Origin of the sequence: Amycolatopsis rubida, from assembly GCF_900115345.1 — a bacterium.
Taxonomy (GTDB): domain Bacteria; phylum Actinomycetota; class Actinomycetes; order Mycobacteriales; family Pseudonocardiaceae; genus Amycolatopsis; species Amycolatopsis rubida.
The window spans coordinates 273,592-293,445 of sequence record NZ_FOWC01000001.1 but is presented as its reverse complement, the minus strand read 5'-3'; the positions used below and the strand labels follow the sequence as shown (position 1 = coordinate 293,445).

The window sequence follows — 19,854 nt, the reverse complement described above, 5'->3', positions numbered from 1 at the left end:
GAGGTAAGACCGTGATCGAGCGCCGTACGGTGTTCAAGGTCGTCGCCGCGGCGAGTGCGGCTGCGCTGGCCGCCGCGTGCTCGGGCGGCAGCAACGACGGCACCGCGGTGCCGCAGGGCGGAAGCGGCGACAACGGCGGCAAGCCGGTCGCCCCGGTGGCGAAGCTCACCGCGACCCCGGCCGCCGGAGCCAAGGACGCGAGCGTGCGCGAGCCAGTGGTGGTGAAGGTCACCGAAGGCAAGCTCACCGAGGTCAAGCTGACCAACGAGGGCGGCGACGAGATCAAGGGCGAGATCGCGCCCGACGGCCTGTCCTGGACCAGTTCCGAACCGCTCGGCTACGGCAAGACCTACAACTACGCGGCCAAGGCGACCGGCAGCGACCAGCGCCCCGCTGAGCTGAAGGGGTCGTTCGCCACGGTCAGCCCGGCCAAGACGGTGCGCGCCACGCTGAACCCCGGCGACGACGCCGAGGTCGGCGTCGCGATGCCGATCAGCGTGAAGTTCAACGGGGCCGCTCCGAAGGACCGGGTCGCCGTCGAGAAGGCGCTCAAGGTCAAGACCAGCAAGGACGTCGAGGGCTCGTGGGCCTGGCTGTCGGCGAACCAGGTGGACTGGCGGCCCAAGGAGTACTGGCCGGCCAACACGACCGTCGAGGTCGAGGCCAACCTGTACGGCGTTGACCTCGGCGGGGGCGTCTACGTGAAATCGGACGTCAGCACCAAGTTCAAGATCGGCCGCAACCAGGTGGTCAAGATCCACACCCCGGACCATGTGATGAAGGTCTACCGCGGCGGTGCGGAGAGCGCGAGCTACCCGTGCTCCAACGGGCTGGACTCGGTCGTCGACCGCAACACCCCGAACGGCACCTTCATCATCATGTCCAAGGAGCCGCACGCGGTGTTCGACAACGCCCGCTACGGCTACACCAACGTCAACAAGAAGTGGGCCTGCCGGTTCTCCAACCACGGCGAGTTCATCCACGAGAACCAGGACAACGCGGCCGCGATCGGCAAGACGAACAACTCGCACGGCTGCGTCAACCTGCTTGAGGCGGACGCCAAGGCCTACTTCGACACGGCGATGATCGGCGACCCGGTCGAGGTCACCGGTTCGAAGCTGGGCAGCCCGACCAACTCCGACGTCAAGGACTGGTTCTACGACTGGCCGACCTGGAAGTCGCTCTCGGCCGCGAAGTGAGGCAAGGGCCGTCTGCTACGAAGTAGGGCGTGAACACTGAGGTAACCGGGGCCGGCGGCGTGCGGATCGCACTGCGCGTCGAGGGCCCGGAGAACGCGCGTCCGATCGTTTTCGTGCACGGCTGGGCCCAGTCCGCCGCGGCCTGGTCCGCTCAGCTGGCCGACCCGGCGCTGAGCGGGCAGTTCCGGCTCGTCGCGATGGACCTGCGCGGACACGGCGGCTCCGACGTCCCCTCGGACGGTTACGACGATCCCGCGCAGTGGGCGGGAGACCTCGCCGCGGTGCTCGACTTCGCCGGTCCGGACGCGATCGTCGTCGGCTGGTCCTACGGCGGACTGGTGATCGCGGACTACCTGCGCGAGCACGGCACCGCACGGCTCGGCGGCATTGTGCTGGTGGGCGCGATCACCGAGATCGGCCGCAAGCGCGAAGGCGGCGCGACCGGGCCGATCATGCGGGCCGCGCTGCCCGCGGCGCTCTCGGCCGACGCTGCGACGGCGATCCCCGCGCTGGTCGAGTTCGCCCGCTCCCAGACCAGTCCGAAGGTGCCTGGTGCGTACGCGCAGGCGATGCTCGGCAGTTCGCTTTCGGTGCCGCCCGCGGTGCGCGGCGCGCTGTTCCGGCGGGACATCGGCAGTGGTGAGGTGCTTTCCGCGGTCGACAAACCGACGCTGGTGGTGCACGGCTCGGCCGACGGCGTGGTGGATCCTTCGGCGGCAGAGTATTCGGCCGGGAAGATTCCGGGGGCGGTCCTGCGTTGGTTCGTTGAGGCCGGGCATCTGCCGTTCATCGAGGAGCCGGAGGACTTCAACTCCGCGCTGCGGCGGTTCGCCGGGGACGCAGCCGAGTAGCAGGAGTGACCAGGTGACCCTCAAGGGATTCATCGCTGAGCCGCGCCGGATCGCGGTCTTGTCCGTGCACACCTCCCCGCTCGAGCAACCGGGCACCGGCGACGCCGGCGGGATGAACGTGTACGTCAGCCAGACCGCGCAGGAGATGGCGCGACGCGGCATCGAGGTCGAGGTCTTCACGAGGGCGACCTCGTCGGAGCAGCCGCCGCTGGCCGAACTGGCTCCCGGCGTCACGGTGCGGCATGTGCCCGCCGGGCCGTTCGAGCCGCTGGCGCGCGACGAACTGCCCGCGCAGCTGTGCGCGTTCACCTCGGGCGTGCTGCGCGCGGAAGCGTTTCACGAGCCGGGCTACTACGACCTGATCCACTCGCACTACTGGCTGTCCGGTCAAGTCGGCTGGCTGGCCCGGGACCGGTGGGGAGTGCCGCTCGTGCACACCGCGCACACGCTGGCCAAGGTCAAGAACGCGCTGCTCGCCGAGGGTGACAAACCCGAGCCGCGCACGCGCGTGATGGGCGAGGAGCAGGTGGTCGCCGAAGCGGACTGTCTTGTCGCGAACACGCAGGTGGAGGCGAGGCAGCTGGTCGATCTCTACGGAGCTGCCACGCACGCTGTGCATGCCGTGCCGCCGGGTGTCGACCTCGAACGGTTCACGCCTGGCTCGCAGCTGGACGCGCGTCGCGAGCTGAACCTGTCGCCGGACGCTGTCGTGCTCGCTTTTGCCGGACGGATTCAGCCGCTCAAGGCTCCGGACGTGCTGTTGCACGCCGCGGCGGAAATGCTGCGACGGCGGCCGGAATTGGCGTCGCGGCTGGTGGTTCTGGTGGTCGGCGGACCGTCTGGCACCGGGTTGGAGCAGCCGCAGGCATTGCGCGAACTGGCGGTGTCGCTGGGCATTGCCGAGCAGGTGCGGTTCCTGCCGCCGCAGACCGGGTTGAAGCTGCGCACGGTGTTCCGCGCGGCCGACGTCGTCGCGGTGCCGAGCTACAACGAATCGTTCGGTTTGGTCGCGCTCGAAGCACAGGCGTGCGGTACGCCGGTGGTGGCGGCGGAGGTCGGCGGGCTGCCGGTCGCGGTGCCGCACGGGGTTTCCGGGCTGCTGGTTCCGTCGCACGGCGCTCCGGAATGGGCCGACGCGCTCGCCGCGGTCGCGCTGCGGCCGGACCGGCGAGCCGAACTGGCGGCCAACGCGACGCGGCACGCGCAGCGGTTTTCCTGGCGGCGCACCACGGATTCGCTGCTGGAGATCTATGCTCAAGCGACCAGAGCGTTCCGGCAGGCGCTGGAACTGCGGGCGGAGGTGGCAGTGTGAGCCTTGACGCGACTATCAAGTCCACTTTGGACTCAAGTGGGCTCGCCTACGACCGTCGCGGCGCAGGCCGCTATTTCGTGACGTTGCCGGGAACCAAGAAGCTGCAGACCAACTGCTGGCTCGTGGACGGCGACCACGCGTTCTCGGTGGAGGCGTTCGTCTGCCGCCGTCCGGACGAACGGCACGAGGACGTGTACCGGTTCCTGTTGCAGCGCAACGCCCGGCTTTACGGTGTGCACTACACAGTGGACAGTCTCGGCGACATCTACCTGGTCGGCCGCTTCGGCAAGGAGACGGTGACCGAGTCCGAACTGGACAAGATCCTCGGCCAGGTGCTCGAAGCCGCCGACGGCGATTTCAACATCCTGCTGGAAATCGGATTCGCCACGTCGATCAAGCGCGAATGGGACTGGCGCGTCTCGCGCGGCGAATCGCTGGCGAACCTCCAGGCGTTCAAACACCTCGCCGAACCCGCCGGAGGGCACGAACCGGGGTTGACCGAGTCGTAACCGATTCCGTGCAACGGGTCCGCACCGTCGCTTCGTCTCACCGCCAACGACTGGAGGGAGACGGGAATGCGGACCCGATGGAGATACGTGCTCGCGGGTGCCGCGGTGTTGCTGCTGGCTGGATGCAGCGGCAACACCGCGGACTCGGCGAGGTCGGCTGTCGCGCCCGCGCAGCAGCAGGAGCAGGGGGCAGCGCCGAGGCAGGGCAACGCGCAGGCGTACGTGCCCGAGCCCGGCGCGACTGACCGCAAACTGGCACGCAGCGCTCGGCTGGAACTGACCACCCCGAAGACTGGCGACGTCGTGTCCCGCGCCAAGGCGATCGCGACCGCTGCGGGCGGCTACCCCGGGCAGGAGAGCGCGACGGACGATTCCGCGTCGCTGACCTTGTCCGTGCCGGCGGAGAAACTCGACGGCGTGCTGGACCAGCTCGGCGGGCTCGGCCAGGTGAGGCGGCGGGAAATCAGCGCACAGGACGTGACCTCGCAGGTGGTCGACGTGGACGCGCGGCTGGCGACCCAGCGGGCGAGCGTCGACCGGATGCGCGCGCTGCTGGCGAAGGCGCAGTCGGTGTCCGAGATCGCGTCTGTCGAGAGCGAGCTGACGAGCAGGCAGGCCACGCTGGAGTCGCTGGAGCGGCAGCAGGCGTCACTGGCCGGGAAGGTCGCGATGGCGACCGTGTCGCTGTCGGTGACGAAGCAGGCGGCCGCGACGGCGGAGACTGGCGGCTTCCTCGCCGGGCTGTCCGGCGGCTGGGACGCATTCGTCGCCTTCTGCGGCGGGCTGGTGCGTGTGCTCGGCGTGCTGCTGCCGTTTGTGACCGCGTTCGGGATCCCGGCGGGCGCGGTGTTCTGGTGGTTGCGGCGGCGTAAGGCCAGGCCCGCGCAGTGAGGGGGCTGGCGGAACGGCTCGAGGGAGGGGGAGTCGCGATCTCGAGCCGTCCCGCTGCAGGTCCCGCCTGCTGGACCCGGTGACGAGGGGGATGCCAACGGGGCCGGCGGGCCGCGGCTCGGCAGGGGGGAGACGAGCCGCGGTCACTGCCCGTGATCAGCCGGGAGTGCGTGGAATCCGGCTGAGCGGGACATGCCCAACCTGTCAGATATCGACCAGTAATCACAAGACTACTGGTTACTCCGTTCGAGTGAAATTTGCTGACGGGGATAACAGTGCGCAGCGCCTTGCACTCTTTCGCCCGCTCGTCGGCAACCCGGCTGCGGGTCGGGTGAAAGTGTTACTCCCGGGTAACGCACTCTGGGTAGAGGGGTGGACGCACTACTGGCGGCGCGCACGCGTTCTGGCAGGCTGATGGCCATGGCCGAACTTGGGACCCTGGTGCTGCTGCGGCACGGACAGAGCACGTGGAACGCGGAAAACCTGTTCACCGGCTGGGTGGACGTGCCCCTTTCGGAGACCGGCGAGCGCGAAGCCCGCCAGGGCGGGCAGCTGCTCGCCGAGGCGGGGCTGCTGCCGGACGTGGTGCACACGTCGCTGCTGCGCCGGGCGATCAGCACGGCGAACGTCGCCCTCGACGCCGCCGACCGGCACTGGATCCCGGTCAAGCGCGACTGGCGGCTCAACGAGCGGCACTACGGCGCGCTGCAGGGCAAGAACAAGAAGCAGACGCTGGACGAGTTCGGCGAGGAGCAGTTCATGCTCTGGCGCCGCTCGTACGACACGCCGCCGCCGGCCATCGACCCGAAGGACGAGTTCAGCCAGGCGGGCGACGCGCGGTACGCCGACCTCGGCGACCGGGCCCCGCTGACCGAATGCCTGAAGGACGTCGTGGCCCGGCTGCTGCCGTACTGGGAGTCGGCGATCGTCCCCGACCTCCAGGCGGGCCGCACCGTGCTGGTGGCCGCGCACGGCAACTCGCTGCGCGCGCTGGTCAAGCACCTCGACGGAATCTCCGACGACGCTATCGCCGCGCTGAACATCCCGACCGGCATCCCGCTGCGCTACGACCTGACCGCGGACCTCAAGCCGGTCAAGGCGGGTGGCGAGTACCTCGACCCGGAGGCGGCGAAGGAAGCCGCTGCCGCAGTGGCGAACCAGGGCCGCTGAGCCTTTCGCGCGCTCGTGAGTGGCGGGGCCGGTTCTCACCGGCAACGCCACTCATGTGCGGCGGGGCGGCGAGGCGTGCGGCGGGGCGGCGGTGCGGCGGGGCGGCGGTGCGTGCGGCGGTGCGGCGGGGCGCGGCAGTTTGCGCGGGGGTGCCGGGATCGCGTCGTGAGTGTTCGTCGCGGTTAGAACCGGGATTGCCTCACGAGCAGGGCTGGCGGCGAGCGGTGGCGTCGTGAGTGCTGGTCGCGGTTAGAACCGGGATTGCCGCTCACGACCCTGCGCTGGAGAACGCCCGGATCCCGGACACCTTCCACTCGGTGCCCTGCCGGACGAGGTCGAGGTGGACCGGCAGCCGGTTTTCCCCCGGGTTCTGGCCGCCGCTCGTCGTCACCAATGCCGACAGCACCGCCGCCGCCTTGGTGCCGTCCGGGCTGAGTTCGGTCAGCGCGGCGGTCGAATCCGCGCCGAAGGCCGCCTTCTTCCCGGTCTTGCGGATGCTGTCCTCGGTCTCCTGGCGGCTCATCCGGAACTGCGAGAGAAGCGGTTCGGCGGCCACCTCTTCCCACTTCGCGTAGCTGCCGTCGATGTTCTTCGGGTCGATGGTCATCAGGATCCCGCCGTCCTGGACAGCCGCGTTGACGGCGGCGTCCCGGGTCGCGGCGAGGCCGTCCGCTGGGCTGGGGGCTGCGGTGAGCTTTCCGCGCGGGTCGAAGTTCAAATCCTGCAGCTGCCAGTGCCCGTTCGCCTTGCCCGCGGTGACCAGGATGAGCGCGACGCTCTGGTTCTTGGCTCCGTCGGGGCGTTTGCTGTGCTGCGCGGCCACCACCAGCATCCGCGCGTGCTCCGGGGTCAGCTCGGCCAGACCGGTTTCGATCACCTGTGTCTGCGTGGTCACCGGCTCAGTGCGGACCTCGGCGAAGGTCTTGTCGAACTGCGCGCGAGCCCCGCCGGTCAGGTACTCCTGCTCGGTTTTCGCGACCTCTTCCGGCTTCGTGGAGTCGTAGCTGAACGCCGTCTCCACGGCCTTTTTGACGCCGGACACCGCGTCGCTGGTCGCCTTGGTGTCCACATAGGCCACATTCGCCGGTGCGGGAGCAGGCGCGGGCGGCGCGGGTTGCTCGGACGCGGCGCATCCCGCGGTGAGCAACGCCGCGGCGAGAACGGCGCGCCTCACAGCAGGCCCGCCTCCCTCGCGAGAGCACCCGCTTGGAACCGCGACGTCGCACCCAGTACATCCATCAATTCCGCCACCCGCCGACGGTACGTCCGCAGCCCGACGCCCATCGCCCGGGCCGCCTTCTCGTCCGTGGAACCGGAAGACAGCAGGTCCAGCAGCTGTGGCGTGTACTGCCGCAACTCGGCGAACCGCGTCTCGTACGCCTCCATCGCGGTCGACGAGCGCCAGGCGGCCTCGAACAGCGACGAGATGCCGCGCACCAGATCCGGGGCGGTCACGACGTTGTAGCCGGGACCGGCGGCGAGGATGGCGACGCGGCCGTCGAGCAGGATCGTCTCGTTGATCTCGTGGTCGCTGACCCGGACTTCCGCGCCGAGCCGGTGCAGTGTCCGCAGGTGTTCCGCGCCCGCCGGGTCGAGCAGGACGCGCGACAGGTAGACCTTGCGGATCCGCAGCTTCCGCTCTTTCGGCAGCTCCTGGGCGAATTTCTGCATCGCGGACCAGGTGTGCAGGTCGTTCGCGGCGCAGGCGAACTCGTCGGCTCCGGCGAGCAGGTGTCCGGCGCGTTCGACCAGTTCTCGCTCGTCGCGGATGTTCGCGACTTCCTCGGCTCGGGGCACGTCGTCCAGTGTTCCCGCGTTGGCAGCTTGCTGCCAAACCCACCGCGACGACCGGCCGCGAAGCACGCTGGAGACATGACCGAAACGACACTTCCCGCCGCTGCCGCGGGCACCTGGCAGCTCGGCTCCCGCACCGTCAACCGGCTCGGCTTCGGCTCGATGCGGCTCGGCGGCTCGCTCGACCCGGCCGCGCCGATCGACGCCGGTCGCGCGATTTCGGTGCTGCGCCGAGCCGTGGAACTGGGCGTGAACCACATCGACACCGCGGCGTTCTACTTCGGTGCCACCTGGTCGGCCAACGCCTTGATCAAGGCCGCGCTCGCTCCGTACGGCGACGACCTCGTGCTGACCACCAAGGTCGGCCCGTCGCGCGACGAATCCGGCCAGTTCCGGCCGTTCGCCCGTCCCGACGAACTGCGCGGCCAGGTCGAGCAGAACCTGCGCGAACTCGGCCGCGATCGCATCGACGTCGTCAACCTGCGCATCGGCACCGGCCTGGACCGCGGCTCCGGCTCGCTCGCCGAGCACTTCGGCGCGCTGGCCGAACTGCGCACCGAGGGGCTGATCGGCGAGCTGGGCATTTCCAACGTCAGCGCCGAACACCTCGCCGAGGCCCAAGCGATCGCGCCGGTGGTGTGCGTGCAGAACCAGTACGGCCTGTCCGTCCGCCGCGAGGACGACGAACTGCTGCGGCTGTGCGGCGAACAGGGTGTGGCTTTCGTGCCGTTCTTCGCGGTCGCGAGTGGACAGTCCGACGAAGACGAACGAGTCGCCGAGGTCGCGCGGCGGCATGACGCGACGAGCGCTCAGGTGCGGCTGGCGTGGACGCTCGCGCAGGGTCCGCACGTGCTGGCGATCCCCGGTACGAGTGACCCCGCGCACCTGGACCAGAACGTCGCCGCGGCGGCGCTGAAGCTATCCGACGAGGACCTCAAGACCCTCGACGCGCGCTGAACGCTAAGCGTGCCGATTGTGCCGGAACATCTCGATCGGGTGAACAGGGCCTGACCCCGAGGCGAATATGTCCCCCTCAGGTGTCACTCGCCTCACGACCGGGCTTCCAGGACTAGGCCGGAAGGCTACCGGGATGCTTACGATTCCCCCGTGACCACGCCTGTTGTCCTGCTGACGGCCATCGGCGCTCTTGTCGTCGGCGCGGTCGCCGGGTTCCTGACGGCCAGGGCGCGCGCCCGGCGCGAGGCGGCCCGGCCCACCGGTCCCACAGTCGCGGAGCTGCTGATGCGGCTGATCCGCTCTTCCAACAACGGCGTCATCGTGCTCAACCGGTTCGGCGACCTTGTGCTGCACAACCCGCGGGCGTACGAACTCGGCCTGGTCCGGGTGAACCAGGCCGATCCGCGGGCGCGCAAGGCCGCCGAGCAGGTGGTCGAGACCGACGAGCCGATGGAGGTCGACCTCTCGCCGCTGGAGAGCCGCGGCCGCCGCCAGCCCGAGGCGGTGCTCGGCGAGGTCCGGCCGCTCGGCGACGGGTTCACCGTCGTCGAGGCCGTCGACCACTCCGAGGCGATCCGGCTGGAGGCGGTGCGCCGCGACTTCGTGGCCAACGTCAGCCACGAGCTGAAGACCCCGGTCGGTGCGATCGCGCTGCTCACCGAGGCCGTGCTGGACGCCGCCGAGGACGTCGAGGAGGTCCGCCGCTTCGGCGGCAAGATCCTGCGCGAATCCACCCGGCTCGGCCAGCTCGTCACCGAACTCATCGCGCTGTCGCGGCTCCAGGGCGCCGAACGGCTGCCCGACCTCAACGTGGTCGAGGTCGACGCCGTCGTGCGCGAGGCGCTCGGGCGCACCACGCTGTCCGCGGAATCCGCCGACATCACCATCACCACCGACGCCGCCAGCGGCCTGCTCATCGAGGGCGATCGGACGCTGCTGGTCACCGCGCTGTCGAACCTGCTGGAGAACGCCGTCGCGTACTCGTCGGCGGGCAGCCCGGTGTCGATCTCGCGCCGGCTCGCCGACGGCATGGTCGAGATCGCGGTGACCGACCGCGGCATCGGCATTGCCGAGGACGAGCAGCAGCGCGTGTTCGAACGCTTCTACCGGGCGGACAAAGCGCGTTCGCGCGCCACCGGCGGCACCGGACTCGGACTGGCGATCGTGAAACACGTCGCGGCCAACCACGGCGGTTCGGTCGGCCTGTGGAGCCGTCCCGGCACCGGGTCGACGTTCACCCTGCGCATCCCCGCGCACGTGCGCACCGAACCCGCCGACACCGCACGCAAGGCCGCGCCCGCGCGGCCGGACAAGACCCCCGAGCGGACACCCCGGCTCGTGGCAACCGGGCAGGAAGTCTCCAGCCCAGACCATGGAGGAAACCTGTGACGAGGGTTCTCATAGTCGAGGACGAAGAGTCCTTCGCCGACCCGCTCGCCTTCTTGCTGCGCAAGGAGGGTTTCACCGCGGCAGTCGCGGTGACCGGCCAGCAGGCGCTTGAAGAGTTCGACCGCAACGGCGCCGACATCGTGCTGCTCGACCTGATGCTGCCCGGGATGAGCGGCACCGACGTCTGCAAGCAGCTGCGGCAACGCTCCGCGGTGCCGGTGATCATGGTGACCGCGCGCGACAGCGAGATCGACAAGGTCGTCGGGCTGGAACTCGGCGCCGACGATTACGTGACCAAGCCGTACTCCGCGCGCGAGCTGATCGCGCGGGTGCGCGCGGTACTGCGCCGCGGCGGCGAACCGGGCAGCGACGGCGAACTCGCGCCGCTGGTGCTGTCGGCCGGGCCGGTGCGGATGGACGTCGAACGGCACGTGGTGACCGTGGACGGCGGCGAGGTCTCGTTGCCGCTCAAGGAGTTCGACCTGCTGGAGTATCTGCTGCGCAATGTCGGCCGGGTGCTCACCCGCGGCCAGCTGATCGACCGGGTGTGGGGCGCGGACTACGTCGGCGACACCAAGACGCTCGACGTCCACGTGAAGCGGCTCCGCTCGAAAATCGAGCCGGACCCGGGTTCGCCGCGGCACCTGGTGACCGTGCGCGGGCTCGGCTACAAGTTCGAGACCTGAGCCGCCCTCCCGGACCGTCCGTGAAGGACTCCTTGAGGGAATCTGATTCCTTCAAAGAGTCCTTCACGGCTTTTGTCCGGGTTTCACCGCACACCGTGCCGGGTCGCGCACGCTGAGTTGATGTAGATCCGAGTGGAGTTGGTTACAGTTTCGAGACCTGGCACTGGGACCGGTACGCTGAATCCTCGTGCGCCTAGGGGTACTCGACGTCGGTTCCAACACCGTCCACTTGCTCGTGGTGGACGCCCACCGTGGCGCCCACCCGACCCCGATGCACTCCGAGAAAACGATGCTGCGGCTGGCCGAGCAGCTCACCGGGTCCGGCGAATTGAGCCGTCCCGGCGAGGACGGCCTGGTGCGGGCGGTCGAATCGGCCAAGGCCGCGGCCGCGCGGCTCGGCTGCGAGGACGTGCTGGCGTTCGCGACGTCCGCGGTGCGTGAGGCGAAGAACTCGGCGAAGGTGCTGGCCAGGGTAGGCGCCGAGACCGGCGTCACCCTGCGCGTGCTGTCCGGCGAGGACGAGGCGCGGCTCACCTTCCTCGCGGTGCGCCGGTGGTACGGCTGGTCGGCCGGGAAACTGCTGGTGCTGGACATCGGCGGCGGTTCGTTCGAGGTCGCGATGGGTCGCGACGAGGAACCCGAACTCGCGGAGTCGCTTCCGCTGGGCGCCGGGCGCACCACCCGCACCCGCTTCCGCAACGACCCGCCCACGCGTTCCGAGGTAGTCGCGACGTCGGCCTGGCTGGAGGACCAGTTCGCCGGGCTCGCGAAGAAGGTCGCCGGACAGGGCCTGCCGGACCGGGTCGTGGCGACCTCCAAGACGTTCCGCTCGCTCGCCCGGCTGACCGGGGCGGCCCCCTCGGCGGCGGGCCCCCGCGTGCGCCGTACGCTCACTGACACTGCCCTTCGCCAGCTCATCGCCTTCATTTCGCGGATGACCGCCGCGGATCTGGCCCAGCTGGAAGGCGTCAGCGGGAGCCGGTCGCACCAGCTCGTGGCCGGTGCACTGGTGGCGCAGGCCGCGATGCGGGCGCTCTCCCTGACCGAGTTGGAGATTTGCCCCTGGGCGCTGCGAGAGGGCGTCATCCTGCGCCGGTTGGACCATGCCAACGGGGCGGACGACACTGGGGCAGCGGCCGCCGGCGTTTCGGCGAGCGGGGAGGACCGGTGACAGCAGCGGACTGGACTTGGCCGACGAAGACCAGGCACGGTGAAGAGGTGACGGACATGCACTGCACGGTGTCGATTGCGCGCGGCTCCGGAGGCAGGTGTGCCCGAGTGACCACAACCAACCCCGAGCGCGCTTTGGACAGCACGGTATGACGGACCAGACCGGCGGCGACCAGCCCCAGAAGACCGTGGCCGAACTGCTCGCCCAGCACGGGCAGCAGGTCGACGGCGGACGGCGACGCAGGCGCAGGGCGGCCGATGACGAGGACGAGGCCGCCCCGCGGCGCTCGGGCCTCACCGACACCGGACCGCAGGCGATCATCGACCGGGTGGCGTCCGAGGGCGGCACCCCACCGCCTCCTTCGCGCCCCCCGGGCGGCCGCCGCCGTCCGGACGCGGCCCAGCGGCCCGGCCCGCAGGAATCGGGCCAGTACCCGCGTCCTGGGCAGCAGCCTTCGGGCCAGTACCCCGTGCCGCAGGAATCCGGTCCGCCGCCGATGAACGGCCAGTACCCGGCTCCGCAGCCGAACGGCCAGCAGGACTCGGCCTACGTGCGTCCCCCGGCTCCGCCGCAGGAGTCCGGGCAGTACCCGCGGCCTCCCGCCAACGGCCAGCAGGATTCGGCCTACGTGCGCCCGCCCGCGCCGCCGCAGGAGTCGGGCCAGTTCGCCCGCCCCGCGCCGCCCGCGGCCGGTCCGCAGGGCACCGGCTACCTGCGTCCCGCCGCGCCGCAGGACTCCGGATACGCGCGTCCGCCCGCGCCGCCGCAGGAATCCGGGCAGATGCCGGTGCCGCCGCGCGGCCGTCCGCCGCGTCCGCAGGCCGCCGACGAGGAGACCCGCGGCGCGGTGCCGCCAGTCCGCCGTCGACCGGCCCCGCAGGCTCCGCCGCCCCCGCCTCAGGACGGCGGCTTGGCCGCCCGCCTCGACGGTCTCGACGGCGATGCCCCGGAACCGCCCGCACCGCCGATGGCGAGCGGTGCGTTCCCGGCCCCCGGTGCTCCGGCAGCTCCGCCCAACCGGCCGCGGCGTGCCCCGGCCCGCCGTCCGGCACCGAAGCAGGAGCCGCACACCGAGCAGTTCGACGCGATCGACGGTCCGCCCGCCGAGGGCGGCACCGAGGACGCGCCGCCAGCGGGTCTTGTCGGCTGGCGTCAGCGCCGGCAGGCGGAGCAGCTGGAGGACACCGAGGTCGGCATGATGCCAGCGGTCCCGCCCGCTGGTGCGGAGCCGGAACCGGCGGAGGGATACGCCGAGGACGACTACGTCGACGACGGCTACGAGGACGAGTACCCGCCCGCCGCGGCGGACTACGACGCGGGCCCGCCGACCGCGGGCTACCCGGCCCCGATGCCGTTCGCGCCGGGCGGCAAGGACCCGGCCGAGGACGACCTGGCCGAGTACGAGCGCGAATTCGCCGAGCCGTCCGGTTACCCCGAGGACCAGCCGGACTTCGAGGGCGACGACGGCTACGGGTACGAGCACGCCGAGGGCTACGAGCACGCCGAGGGTTACGCCGAAGGCGACGAGTACGACGACTACCCCGAGGAAGCCGACGCCCCGGAGACCGAAGCCGAGCCGGAACCCGCAGTGTCCGCGGGCAAGCAGTGGCTGACGCTGGCCGGACAGCTCGCGCTGGGCGTCGTCGGCGGTGCCGCCGTGTGGCTGGGCTTCAACTGGCTGTGGGTCAACCTCGCGCCCGCCGCGCTCGTGGGCGCGCTGCTGGTGATCGTCGCGCTGGTCTGGATCGTGCGGAAGATCCGGCGCGCCGAGGACCTGCAGACGACCCTGCTGGCGATTCTCGTCGGGTTGGTGGTGACGGTGTCGCCCGCGGCGCTGTTGCTGGTGGCCAAGTAGCTCGCCGCCGAGGACGCTGGGGCAGGATGGGCGCGTGAGTGAGAGCGCGCCCGTCCCCGTGGGTCTGAGCACCGCCTCGGTGTGGCCGCTGCGCGCGGGCGCGGCCTTCGAGCTGGCCGCCGATCTTGGCTACGACGGCGTCGAGGTCATGGTCTGGGCGGATCCGATCAGCCAGGACGTCTCGGCGATCCGGCGCTGGTCGCGGCGTACCGGGATGCCGGTGCTGTCGGTGCATTCGCCTTCGCTGCTGATCACGCAGCGGATCTGGTCGCCGGACCCGGAGGTGCGCCTGCGCCGCTCCGTGGACGCCGCGCTGGAGCTCGGCGCGCGCACGGTCGTGGTGCATCCGCCGTTCCGCTGGCAGCGGCGGTATGGCGACGCGTTCGGCGATCTGGTGGACGAGCTGGAGGACGCCAGCGGCGTGGACATCGCAGTGGAGAACATGTTCAAGGTCCGCCCGCCCGGCGGTTCGCGTGACGCGCGCGTGTCGGCTTTCCGGCCCTCGATCGATCCCACGGACGTCGGATTCCGGCACTACACCTTGGATCTGTCGCATTCGGCCGCGGCGCGGATGGACGCGCTGGCGCTCGCGGACCGGATGGGGGCGGGGTTGAGCCACGTCCATTTGGCGGATGGGACGGGGATTCCGAAGGACGAGCACCTGATTCCGGGGCGTGGCGGGCAGCCGTGTGCGGAATTGCTGGAGAAGCTGGTCAGTGACGGCTTTTCCGGGCAGGTAGTGCTGGAGGTCAACACCCGCCACGCCACCGACACAGCGTCGCGGGCCCGGGCGCTGGCCGAAGCGCTGCTGTTCGCCCGGTTGCATCTGGGGCAATGATCCGCGGGTGATCTTGCTCGGCTGTCCGGGCGGTCCCTGCCCGGCTCGGCTCGCAAAGGCGGCCGGGCACCGTAAAGTGCGGGCGTGACCTCGTTGCCATCGCCGTCTCCAGATTTCGCCGGACCCGGTTCCACGCGCCGTATCGCCGTGGCCGGTCGTCCGTGAGCGCGGCCGACGACACCGCGACCGCTTTCGACGGGGCCACCTCAGTGCGGTCGCTCGGGGACGGCACGTTCACCGCGACGCTGCGTGCGGAATGGTCGATCGGGGTCCATCCGCACGGCGGGTTCCTGGTGGCATTGCTGGCAAAAACCGCCGCCGCCGCGTTGCACGAGCGCGGGGACGCGACGGTCGATCCGCTCGCGGTGAGCACCGAATTCCTGCACGCGCCCGCGCTCGGCCCGGTGTTGCTGCGCGCCGACGTGCGCAAGGTCGGCCGCCGGGTTTCGGTGGTCGCGGTGTCGCTCGAACAGCGCGGCCGGGCCTGCGTCGAGGCGAGGGTCACGGTCGGCCGGTTGCCGATGCGCCGTTCCGAATGGACGGACCTGCCGCAGATGCCCGCCGAACCGCCGTCGAGCGCGCCGCAGCTCGGCAAGGACACTCCGGAAGGCCCGTTCCACCTGTCTGCCGCCTGCGACGTCCGCCTGGATCCGGCGACCGCGGGATTCCTGTCCGGACGCACCGGCGACCCGCCCCGGCTGCGGATGTGGGCGCGTCCGCGCGTTGGCCAGCCCGACGTGTACTTCTCGCTGCTGGCGGGGGACCTCAACCCGCCGGTGGTGGCGAACCTCGGCAGGCACGGATGGGCCCCGACCGTCCAGATGACCTCGCTGCTGCGCACCCGTCCGGCCCCGGGCTGGCTGCGGATCCTCGTCGAATCGCGCTCGGTGCACGAGCCGTGGTTCGACTCGGACGCGACCGTCGTGGACGCCCAGGGCAGGCTCGTCGCACAGGTGCGGCAGCTGGCGCTCGCCCCGGCACCGGGCGGCTGAGCCGCGTTTGGCACGCTGGCCGCATGAGCGCAGCTTGCAAGCGAATCATCGCGATTCATGGCGTCGCCTCCAGCGCAACCAGCGTGAAACTGCGCACGGAGGCGACGGCATGAGTGTCATCGCGGTGCTGGGTGCGGGAAAGATCGGCGAAGCCCTGCTGTCGGGCCTGCTCAACGGCGGCCAGGAGCCAGGCGACCTGCTCTTCACCGAGCGGTACGAACAGCGGGCGCGCGAGCTGGAGACGCGCTATCCGGGCATGAAAGCGGCGACCGTCGCGGACGCGGCCCGGCGCGCGGACATCCTCGTGGTCGCGGTGAAGCCACAGGACATCGAGCCGGTGCTGGACGAGCTGGCCCCGCTGCTCGGGACCGCGTCGCTGGTCGTCTCGCTGTGCGCGGGACTGCCGACCGCGCTGTACGAACGCCGCCTCGCTTCGGGGGTGCCGGTGGTCCGCGTGATGCCGAACACTCCGATGCTGGTCGGCGAGGCGATGAGCGCGATCTCACCCGGCAAGCACGCGACGCCCGCGCACCTCGCGACGGTCAAGGAGCTGCTGTCGCACGTCGGCCAGGTCGTCGAGGTGCCGGAGCGGCAGCAGGACGCGGTCACCGCGCTGTCGGGATCCGGTCCGGCGTACTTCTTCTACCTGGTCGAGGCCATGATCGACGCGGGCATCCTGCTCGGCCTGCCGCGCGCGCTGGCCGGGCAGCTGATCATCCAGTCGGCGGTCGGCGCGGCGAAGATGCTGGCCGAGGGCCAGGACCACCCGGTGCTGCTGCGCGAGGCGGTGACGTCCCCGGCCGGGACGACCATCAACGCGATCCGCGAACTGGAGAAGCACGGCGTGCGCGCGGCACTGCTCGACGCGATCGAGGCCGCTCGTGACCGTTCGGAGGAGCTGGGCCGCGCCCACGAAAACTGATCGCCTGTGCGCGAACCGCCTCAACGGGGTTTTTCAGCAGCGCGGTGTGGGGCGGTTCGCGGGAGCGGTGCTCGTCGGGGCTTTTTGGCGCACCTCGGCATCGCGTGGCCCCCGCTGGCGCAGTGGCGAGGGTTGTCCCTGGCCGAGCGCGGCCCGGCCGTCGGCGGGAGCGGAGAGAGCCCGCACGCAACGGCTAGGTGCCATTGGAGTGGTTCGGGCTCGGGCTCGAAGGAGGGCGGCGGCGGGTGCACTGGTCCGTTCAGTGCCCCCGGCGCTGGAGTGGACGATCGGCCGAATCCGGCAAACCGGATACCGCTGCGCCGTCCGGGCTACGCGAAGCCCCTGGTGAGGGCCCATCCTGGTGACAGGCGTCGCACGAGTCCCACCTGTCCCGCTACCCTCGGAAGAGCACGTGCGTGTCGATACCACAGGTGGGGAAGCCTCGTGGCGCGACACGTGTCGAAGGACGCGGTAAACATGTCGCCGAACAAGAAGGAGGATTTGCCCGCGGTAGGGCAGGTCCAGTTTTTGACAGTCGCCGAAGTGGCCACGCTGATGCGGGTCTCGAAGATGACCGTGTACCGCCTGGTGCATTCGGGCGAACTTCCCGCGGTCAGAGTCGGGAAGTCCTTCCGGGTGCCGGAAAAAGCGGTGCACGAGTATCTGCAAGGGGCTTACTTCGACGTCGGATAACGGCTCCGCCGCTCCGTCGAGTGCGGCGGCGAGGCCGGGTCCGGGGGGTCGCCGGGCATGCGTCAAACCATGCCCGCCGACCAGCCCGCGCCGGGACGCTAGTAGCCTGGTAAACCGCTCGTGCCTGTGCGCTCCACCCGTTGGACGCTGCGCCGGGCAGCGTGACCGACGACCAAGAGGAGCGCCCATGGGTTCCGTGATCAAGAAGCGCCGCAAGCGCATGTCGAAGAAGAAGCACCGCAAGCTGCTGCGCCGTACGCGCGTGCAGCGGCGCAAGGCCGGCAAGTGAGCCGTCCGCGCGGCTAGCGTTTCGTGGCCCGTCCAGTCCCTGGACGGGCCACACTCATGTTCGGGCCCGGGTACGCCCGATCGAGTGAGGCGCGTATCGCAATCCGGACGTCCCTCGTAAAAACGAGGTAAGGCCTGGTCAGAAGGGTGTCCGGGGCCGGTAACATGGCAGGTGCATCAGCGCGATGCTTCCAGCGAGTGCAAGTTCGCGCACCCCCAGTGATCACTCCGTCTTGCACACTGCTGCCGATCAGGGAGTTCCATGGCCTCGAACATCGTGCTCGTCACCGGGGTCGCCGGCGACCTTGGCGGGAAGCTGCTCGCCCGGCTCGGCTCCCATCCGGATCTCGAGCGGGTGATCGGCGTCGACACCGCCCCGCCGGCCAAGGACGTCCAGCAGCGGATGGGCCGCGCCGAGTTCGTGCGCGCCGACATTCGCAATCCGCTCATCGCGAAGGTGATCAGCAGCGCCGAGGTGGACACCGTCGTGCACACCTCGTGCACCGCGCATCCGGCCGGGCCGAGCCGGCGCGCCGCGGTCAAGGAAGTCAACGTCATCGGCACGATGCGGCTGCTCGCCGCGTGCCAGCGCGCGCCGAAGGTGCGCAAGCTCGTGGTGAAGTCCAGCGCCGCGGTGTACGGCGCGGGCGCGCGTTCGCAGGCGGTGTTCACCGAGGATTCGGAGCTGATCCCGCCGTCGTCCAGCGGATACGCGAAGGACGCGGTCGAGATGGAGGGCTATGTGCGCGGCCTCGCCCGCCGCCGCCCGGATCTGATCATCACGCTCGCCCGGTTCGCGAACATCATCGGCCCCGAGGTCGACACCGTGCTGGCCCGGTACTTCTCGCTGCCGGTCGTGCCGACGGTCTTCGGCTACGACTCCCGGCTGCAGCTGCTGCACGGGTCAGACGCGCTGTCAGTGCTGGAAATGGCGACGCTGGAAGACCGGCCGGGCGTGTTCAACGTCGCCTCCGAGGGCGTGCTCACGCTGTCGCAGGCGATCCGCCGGGCGGGCCGGGTCGGGCTGCCGATGCCGCGCGGCGTGGTGCCCTCGGTCGGGAAGCTGCTGCGCGGCGCGCGGCTGGTCGATTTCTCCGCCGACCAGGTGCGGCTGCTGAACTTCGGCCGCGCGGTCGACATCACGAAGCTCAAGAAGGAGTTCGGGTACACGCCCCGCTGGACCACCCGCGAGGCGTTCGACGACTACGTGGCCGGCCGCGGCCTGCGTCCGGTGCTCGACGGCGGCGCGCTGGCCGGGCTGGCGGGCAAGGTGCTTGAGGCCGCTGCCACCGGGCAGGCGCGCCGATGAACCACGCGACGAGGGCCGGAAGTGAGGCGAACCCCGTGAACGGTGCTGAGGCACAGGTCATTCCGCTGCACGGACCCGGACGGGAGAAGCCGGCCGAGGTTCCCGAGCAGGCTGAGGAGCGGGTGGACGCGCCGGTCGTCGACTTCCCGGCGCAGCCGTCCGGCCCGGTGCGCGAGCCCGCGGCCGATCCGCTGTCGGAATCGGTGCGCAGCGCGCTCACCTTCCTGCGCCACCGGCTCACCGGCGACTACGCGGTGGACGAGTTCGGCTTCGACGCCGAGCTCACCGAGACGCTCGTGCTGCCGCCGCTGCGCGCGTTGTACGAGAAGTGGTTCCGCGTCGACACGTTCGGCGTCGAGAACCTGCCGAAGGCGGGCGGCGCGCTGCTGGTGTCCAACCACTCCGGCACCTTGCCGCTCGACGCGCTGATGACCGCGGTCGCGGTGCACGACGAGACCGGCGGACGGCATCTGCGCGGTCTCGGCGCGGACCTGGTGTTCAAGCTGCCGCTGGTCGGGTCGTTCGCCCGCAAGTCCGGGCAGACGCTCGCCTGCAACGCCGACGCCGAACGCTTGCTGACCAATGGCGAACTGGTCGGCGTGTGGCCGGAAGGGTTCAAGGGCGTCGGAAAGCCGTTCTCCGCGCGGTACAAGCTGCAGCGCTTCGGCCGCGGCGGGTTCGTGTCCGCGGCGATGCGCGCGGGCGTGCCGATCATTCCGGTGTCGGTGGTCGGGGCCGAGGAGACGTATCCGAAGATCGGCGAGCTCAAGGTGCTGGCCCGGCTGTTCGGGCTGCCCTACTTCCCGGTCACGCCGTTCTTCCCGCTGCTGGGCCCGCTCGGCGCGGTGCCGCTGCCGACGAAGTGGACCATCGAGTTCGGCGAGCCGATCCGCACCGACGACTACGGCCCGGACGCGCTCGACGACCCGATGCTGGTGTTCACGCTCACCGACCAGGTGCGCGAGTCGATCCAGCATTCGCTGTACCGGCGGCTTTCCCAGCGGCGCAGCGTATTCCGCGGCTGAGCT

Annotated in this window: 20 protein-coding genes; 18 read left to right on the top strand and 2 right to left on the bottom strand. The window is 70.6% G+C overall.

The window, feature by feature from the left end; genetic code table 11:
- Positions 1–11 precede the first annotated feature (11 nt).
- The 6 genes from BM362_RS01455 to BM362_RS01430 all read left to right on the top strand — a co-directional run bounded on the left by BM362_RS01455 (position 12) and on the right by BM362_RS01430 (position 5,932).
- The gene (locus tag BM362_RS01455; protein WP_067594849.1) at positions 12–1,199 is read left to right on the top strand and encodes a L,D-transpeptidase; all 1,188 of its coding nucleotides are present in this window, start codon (positions 12–14) and stop codon (positions 1,197–1,199) included.
- Positions 1,200–1,228: 29 nt separating this feature from the next.
- Positions 1,229–2,050 carry an alpha/beta fold hydrolase gene (locus BM362_RS01450; protein WP_093571947.1) on the top strand — a complete coding sequence of 274 codons (822 nt, stop codon included), beginning with the start codon at positions 1,229–1,231 and terminating at the stop codon, positions 2,048–2,050.
- A gap of 13 nt (positions 2,051–2,063) precedes the next feature.
- On the top strand, positions 2,064–3,362 hold the full coding sequence (mshA, locus tag BM362_RS01445) for a D-inositol-3-phosphate glycosyltransferase (RefSeq protein ID WP_067594843.1): 1,299 nt from the start codon (positions 2,064–2,066) through the stop codon (positions 3,360–3,362).
- On the top strand, positions 3,359–3,871 hold the full coding sequence (locus BM362_RS01440) for a type III secretion system chaperone family protein (protein ID WP_093571946.1): 513 nt from the start codon (positions 3,359–3,361) through the stop codon (positions 3,869–3,871). Before mshA ends, BM362_RS01440 begins: the two co-directional genes overlap by 4 nt.
- 66 nt (positions 3,872–3,937) lie before the next feature.
- Positions 3,938–4,762 (top strand): DUF4349 domain-containing protein, encoded by an 825-nt coding sequence (locus BM362_RS01435; protein WP_093571945.1) that lies wholly within the window; start codon positions 3,938–3,940, stop codon positions 4,760–4,762.
- 420 nt (positions 4,763–5,182) lie between these two features.
- Positions 5,183–5,932: a phosphoglyceromutase gene (locus tag BM362_RS01430; RefSeq protein WP_067594834.1), complete on the top strand. Its 750-nt coding sequence runs from the start codon at positions 5,183–5,185 to the stop codon at positions 5,930–5,932.
- A 268-nt stretch (positions 5,933–6,200) separates the two neighbouring features.
- Here BM362_RS01430 and BM362_RS01425 read toward each other — a convergent pair whose 3' ends face one another.
- Positions 6,201–7,106, bottom strand: a complete 906-nt coding sequence (locus BM362_RS01425) for a hypothetical protein (RefSeq protein ID WP_202505607.1) — start codon at positions 7,104–7,106, stop codon at positions 6,201–6,203.
- Entirely contained in the window at positions 7,103–7,729 is a 627-nt protein-coding gene (locus tag BM362_RS01420; protein ID WP_093571944.1) for a response regulator transcription factor, read from the bottom strand. Before BM362_RS01420 ends, BM362_RS01425 begins: the two co-directional genes overlap by 4 nt.
- Positions 7,730–7,804: 75 nt before the next feature.
- Between BM362_RS01420 and BM362_RS01415 the strand changes: the two genes are divergently transcribed.
- The 12 genes from BM362_RS01415 (at position 7,805) to BM362_RS01360 (ending at position 19,851) form a co-directional block, all read left to right on the top strand.
- Positions 7,805–8,683, top strand: a complete 879-nt coding sequence (locus BM362_RS01415) for an oxidoreductase (RefSeq protein WP_093571943.1) — start codon at positions 7,805–7,807, stop codon at positions 8,681–8,683.
- Positions 8,684–8,833: 150 nt separating this feature from the next.
- Complete coding sequence (locus BM362_RS01410) at positions 8,834–10,072, top strand: sensor histidine kinase (RefSeq protein ID WP_093571942.1); 1,239 nt, start codon at positions 8,834–8,836, stop codon at positions 10,070–10,072.
- The gene (locus BM362_RS01405) at positions 10,069–10,758 is read left to right on the top strand and encodes a response regulator transcription factor (protein ID WP_009071942.1); all 690 of its coding nucleotides are present in this window, start codon (positions 10,069–10,071) and stop codon (positions 10,756–10,758) included. Before BM362_RS01410 ends, BM362_RS01405 begins: the two co-directional genes overlap by 4 nt.
- A gap of 187 nt (positions 10,759–10,945) precedes the next feature.
- Positions 10,946–11,929 carry a Ppx/GppA family phosphatase gene (locus BM362_RS01400; protein ID WP_067590035.1) on the top strand — a complete coding sequence of 328 codons (984 nt, stop codon included), beginning with the start codon at positions 10,946–10,948 and terminating at the stop codon, positions 11,927–11,929.
- Positions 11,930–12,077: 148 nt separating this feature from the next.
- Positions 12,078–13,784, top strand: coding sequence for a phage holin family protein (locus tag BM362_RS48075; RefSeq protein WP_208865086.1), 1,707 nt, complete (start codon positions 12,078–12,080; stop codon positions 13,782–13,784).
- A 34-nt stretch (positions 13,785–13,818) separates the two neighbouring features.
- Positions 13,819–14,622 (top strand): sugar phosphate isomerase/epimerase family protein, encoded by an 804-nt coding sequence (locus tag BM362_RS01390; protein WP_093571941.1) that lies wholly within the window; start codon positions 13,819–13,821, stop codon positions 14,620–14,622.
- Positions 14,623–14,783: 161 nt separating this feature from the next.
- Positions 14,784–15,614: a thioesterase family protein gene (locus BM362_RS01385; RefSeq protein WP_067590041.1), complete on the top strand. Its 831-nt coding sequence runs from the start codon at positions 14,784–14,786 to the stop codon at positions 15,612–15,614.
- A gap of 109 nt (positions 15,615–15,723) precedes the next feature.
- Entirely contained in the window at positions 15,724–16,536 is an 813-nt protein-coding gene (proC, locus tag BM362_RS01380; RefSeq protein ID WP_067590045.1) for a pyrroline-5-carboxylate reductase, read from the top strand.
- Between the two features lie 477 nt (positions 16,537–17,013).
- Entirely contained in the window at positions 17,014–17,229 is a 216-nt protein-coding gene (locus tag BM362_RS01375; protein WP_037353555.1) for a helix-turn-helix domain-containing protein, read from the top strand.
- A 187-nt stretch (positions 17,230–17,416) separates the two neighbouring features.
- The gene (locus tag BM362_RS01370; protein ID WP_007030867.1) at positions 17,417–17,518 is read left to right on the top strand and encodes a 30S ribosomal protein bS22; all 102 of its coding nucleotides are present in this window, start codon (positions 17,417–17,419) and stop codon (positions 17,516–17,518) included.
- A gap of 261 nt (positions 17,519–17,779) precedes the next feature.
- Positions 17,780–18,826 carry an NAD-dependent epimerase/dehydratase family protein gene (locus tag BM362_RS01365; protein WP_067590048.1) on the top strand — a complete coding sequence of 349 codons (1,047 nt, stop codon included), beginning with the start codon at positions 17,780–17,782 and terminating at the stop codon, positions 18,824–18,826.
- Complete coding sequence (locus BM362_RS01360) at positions 18,823–19,851, top strand: lysophospholipid acyltransferase family protein (RefSeq protein ID WP_067590051.1); 1,029 nt, start codon at positions 18,823–18,825, stop codon at positions 19,849–19,851. Before BM362_RS01365 ends, BM362_RS01360 begins: the two co-directional genes overlap by 4 nt.
- Positions 19,852–19,854 lie beyond the last annotated feature (3 nt).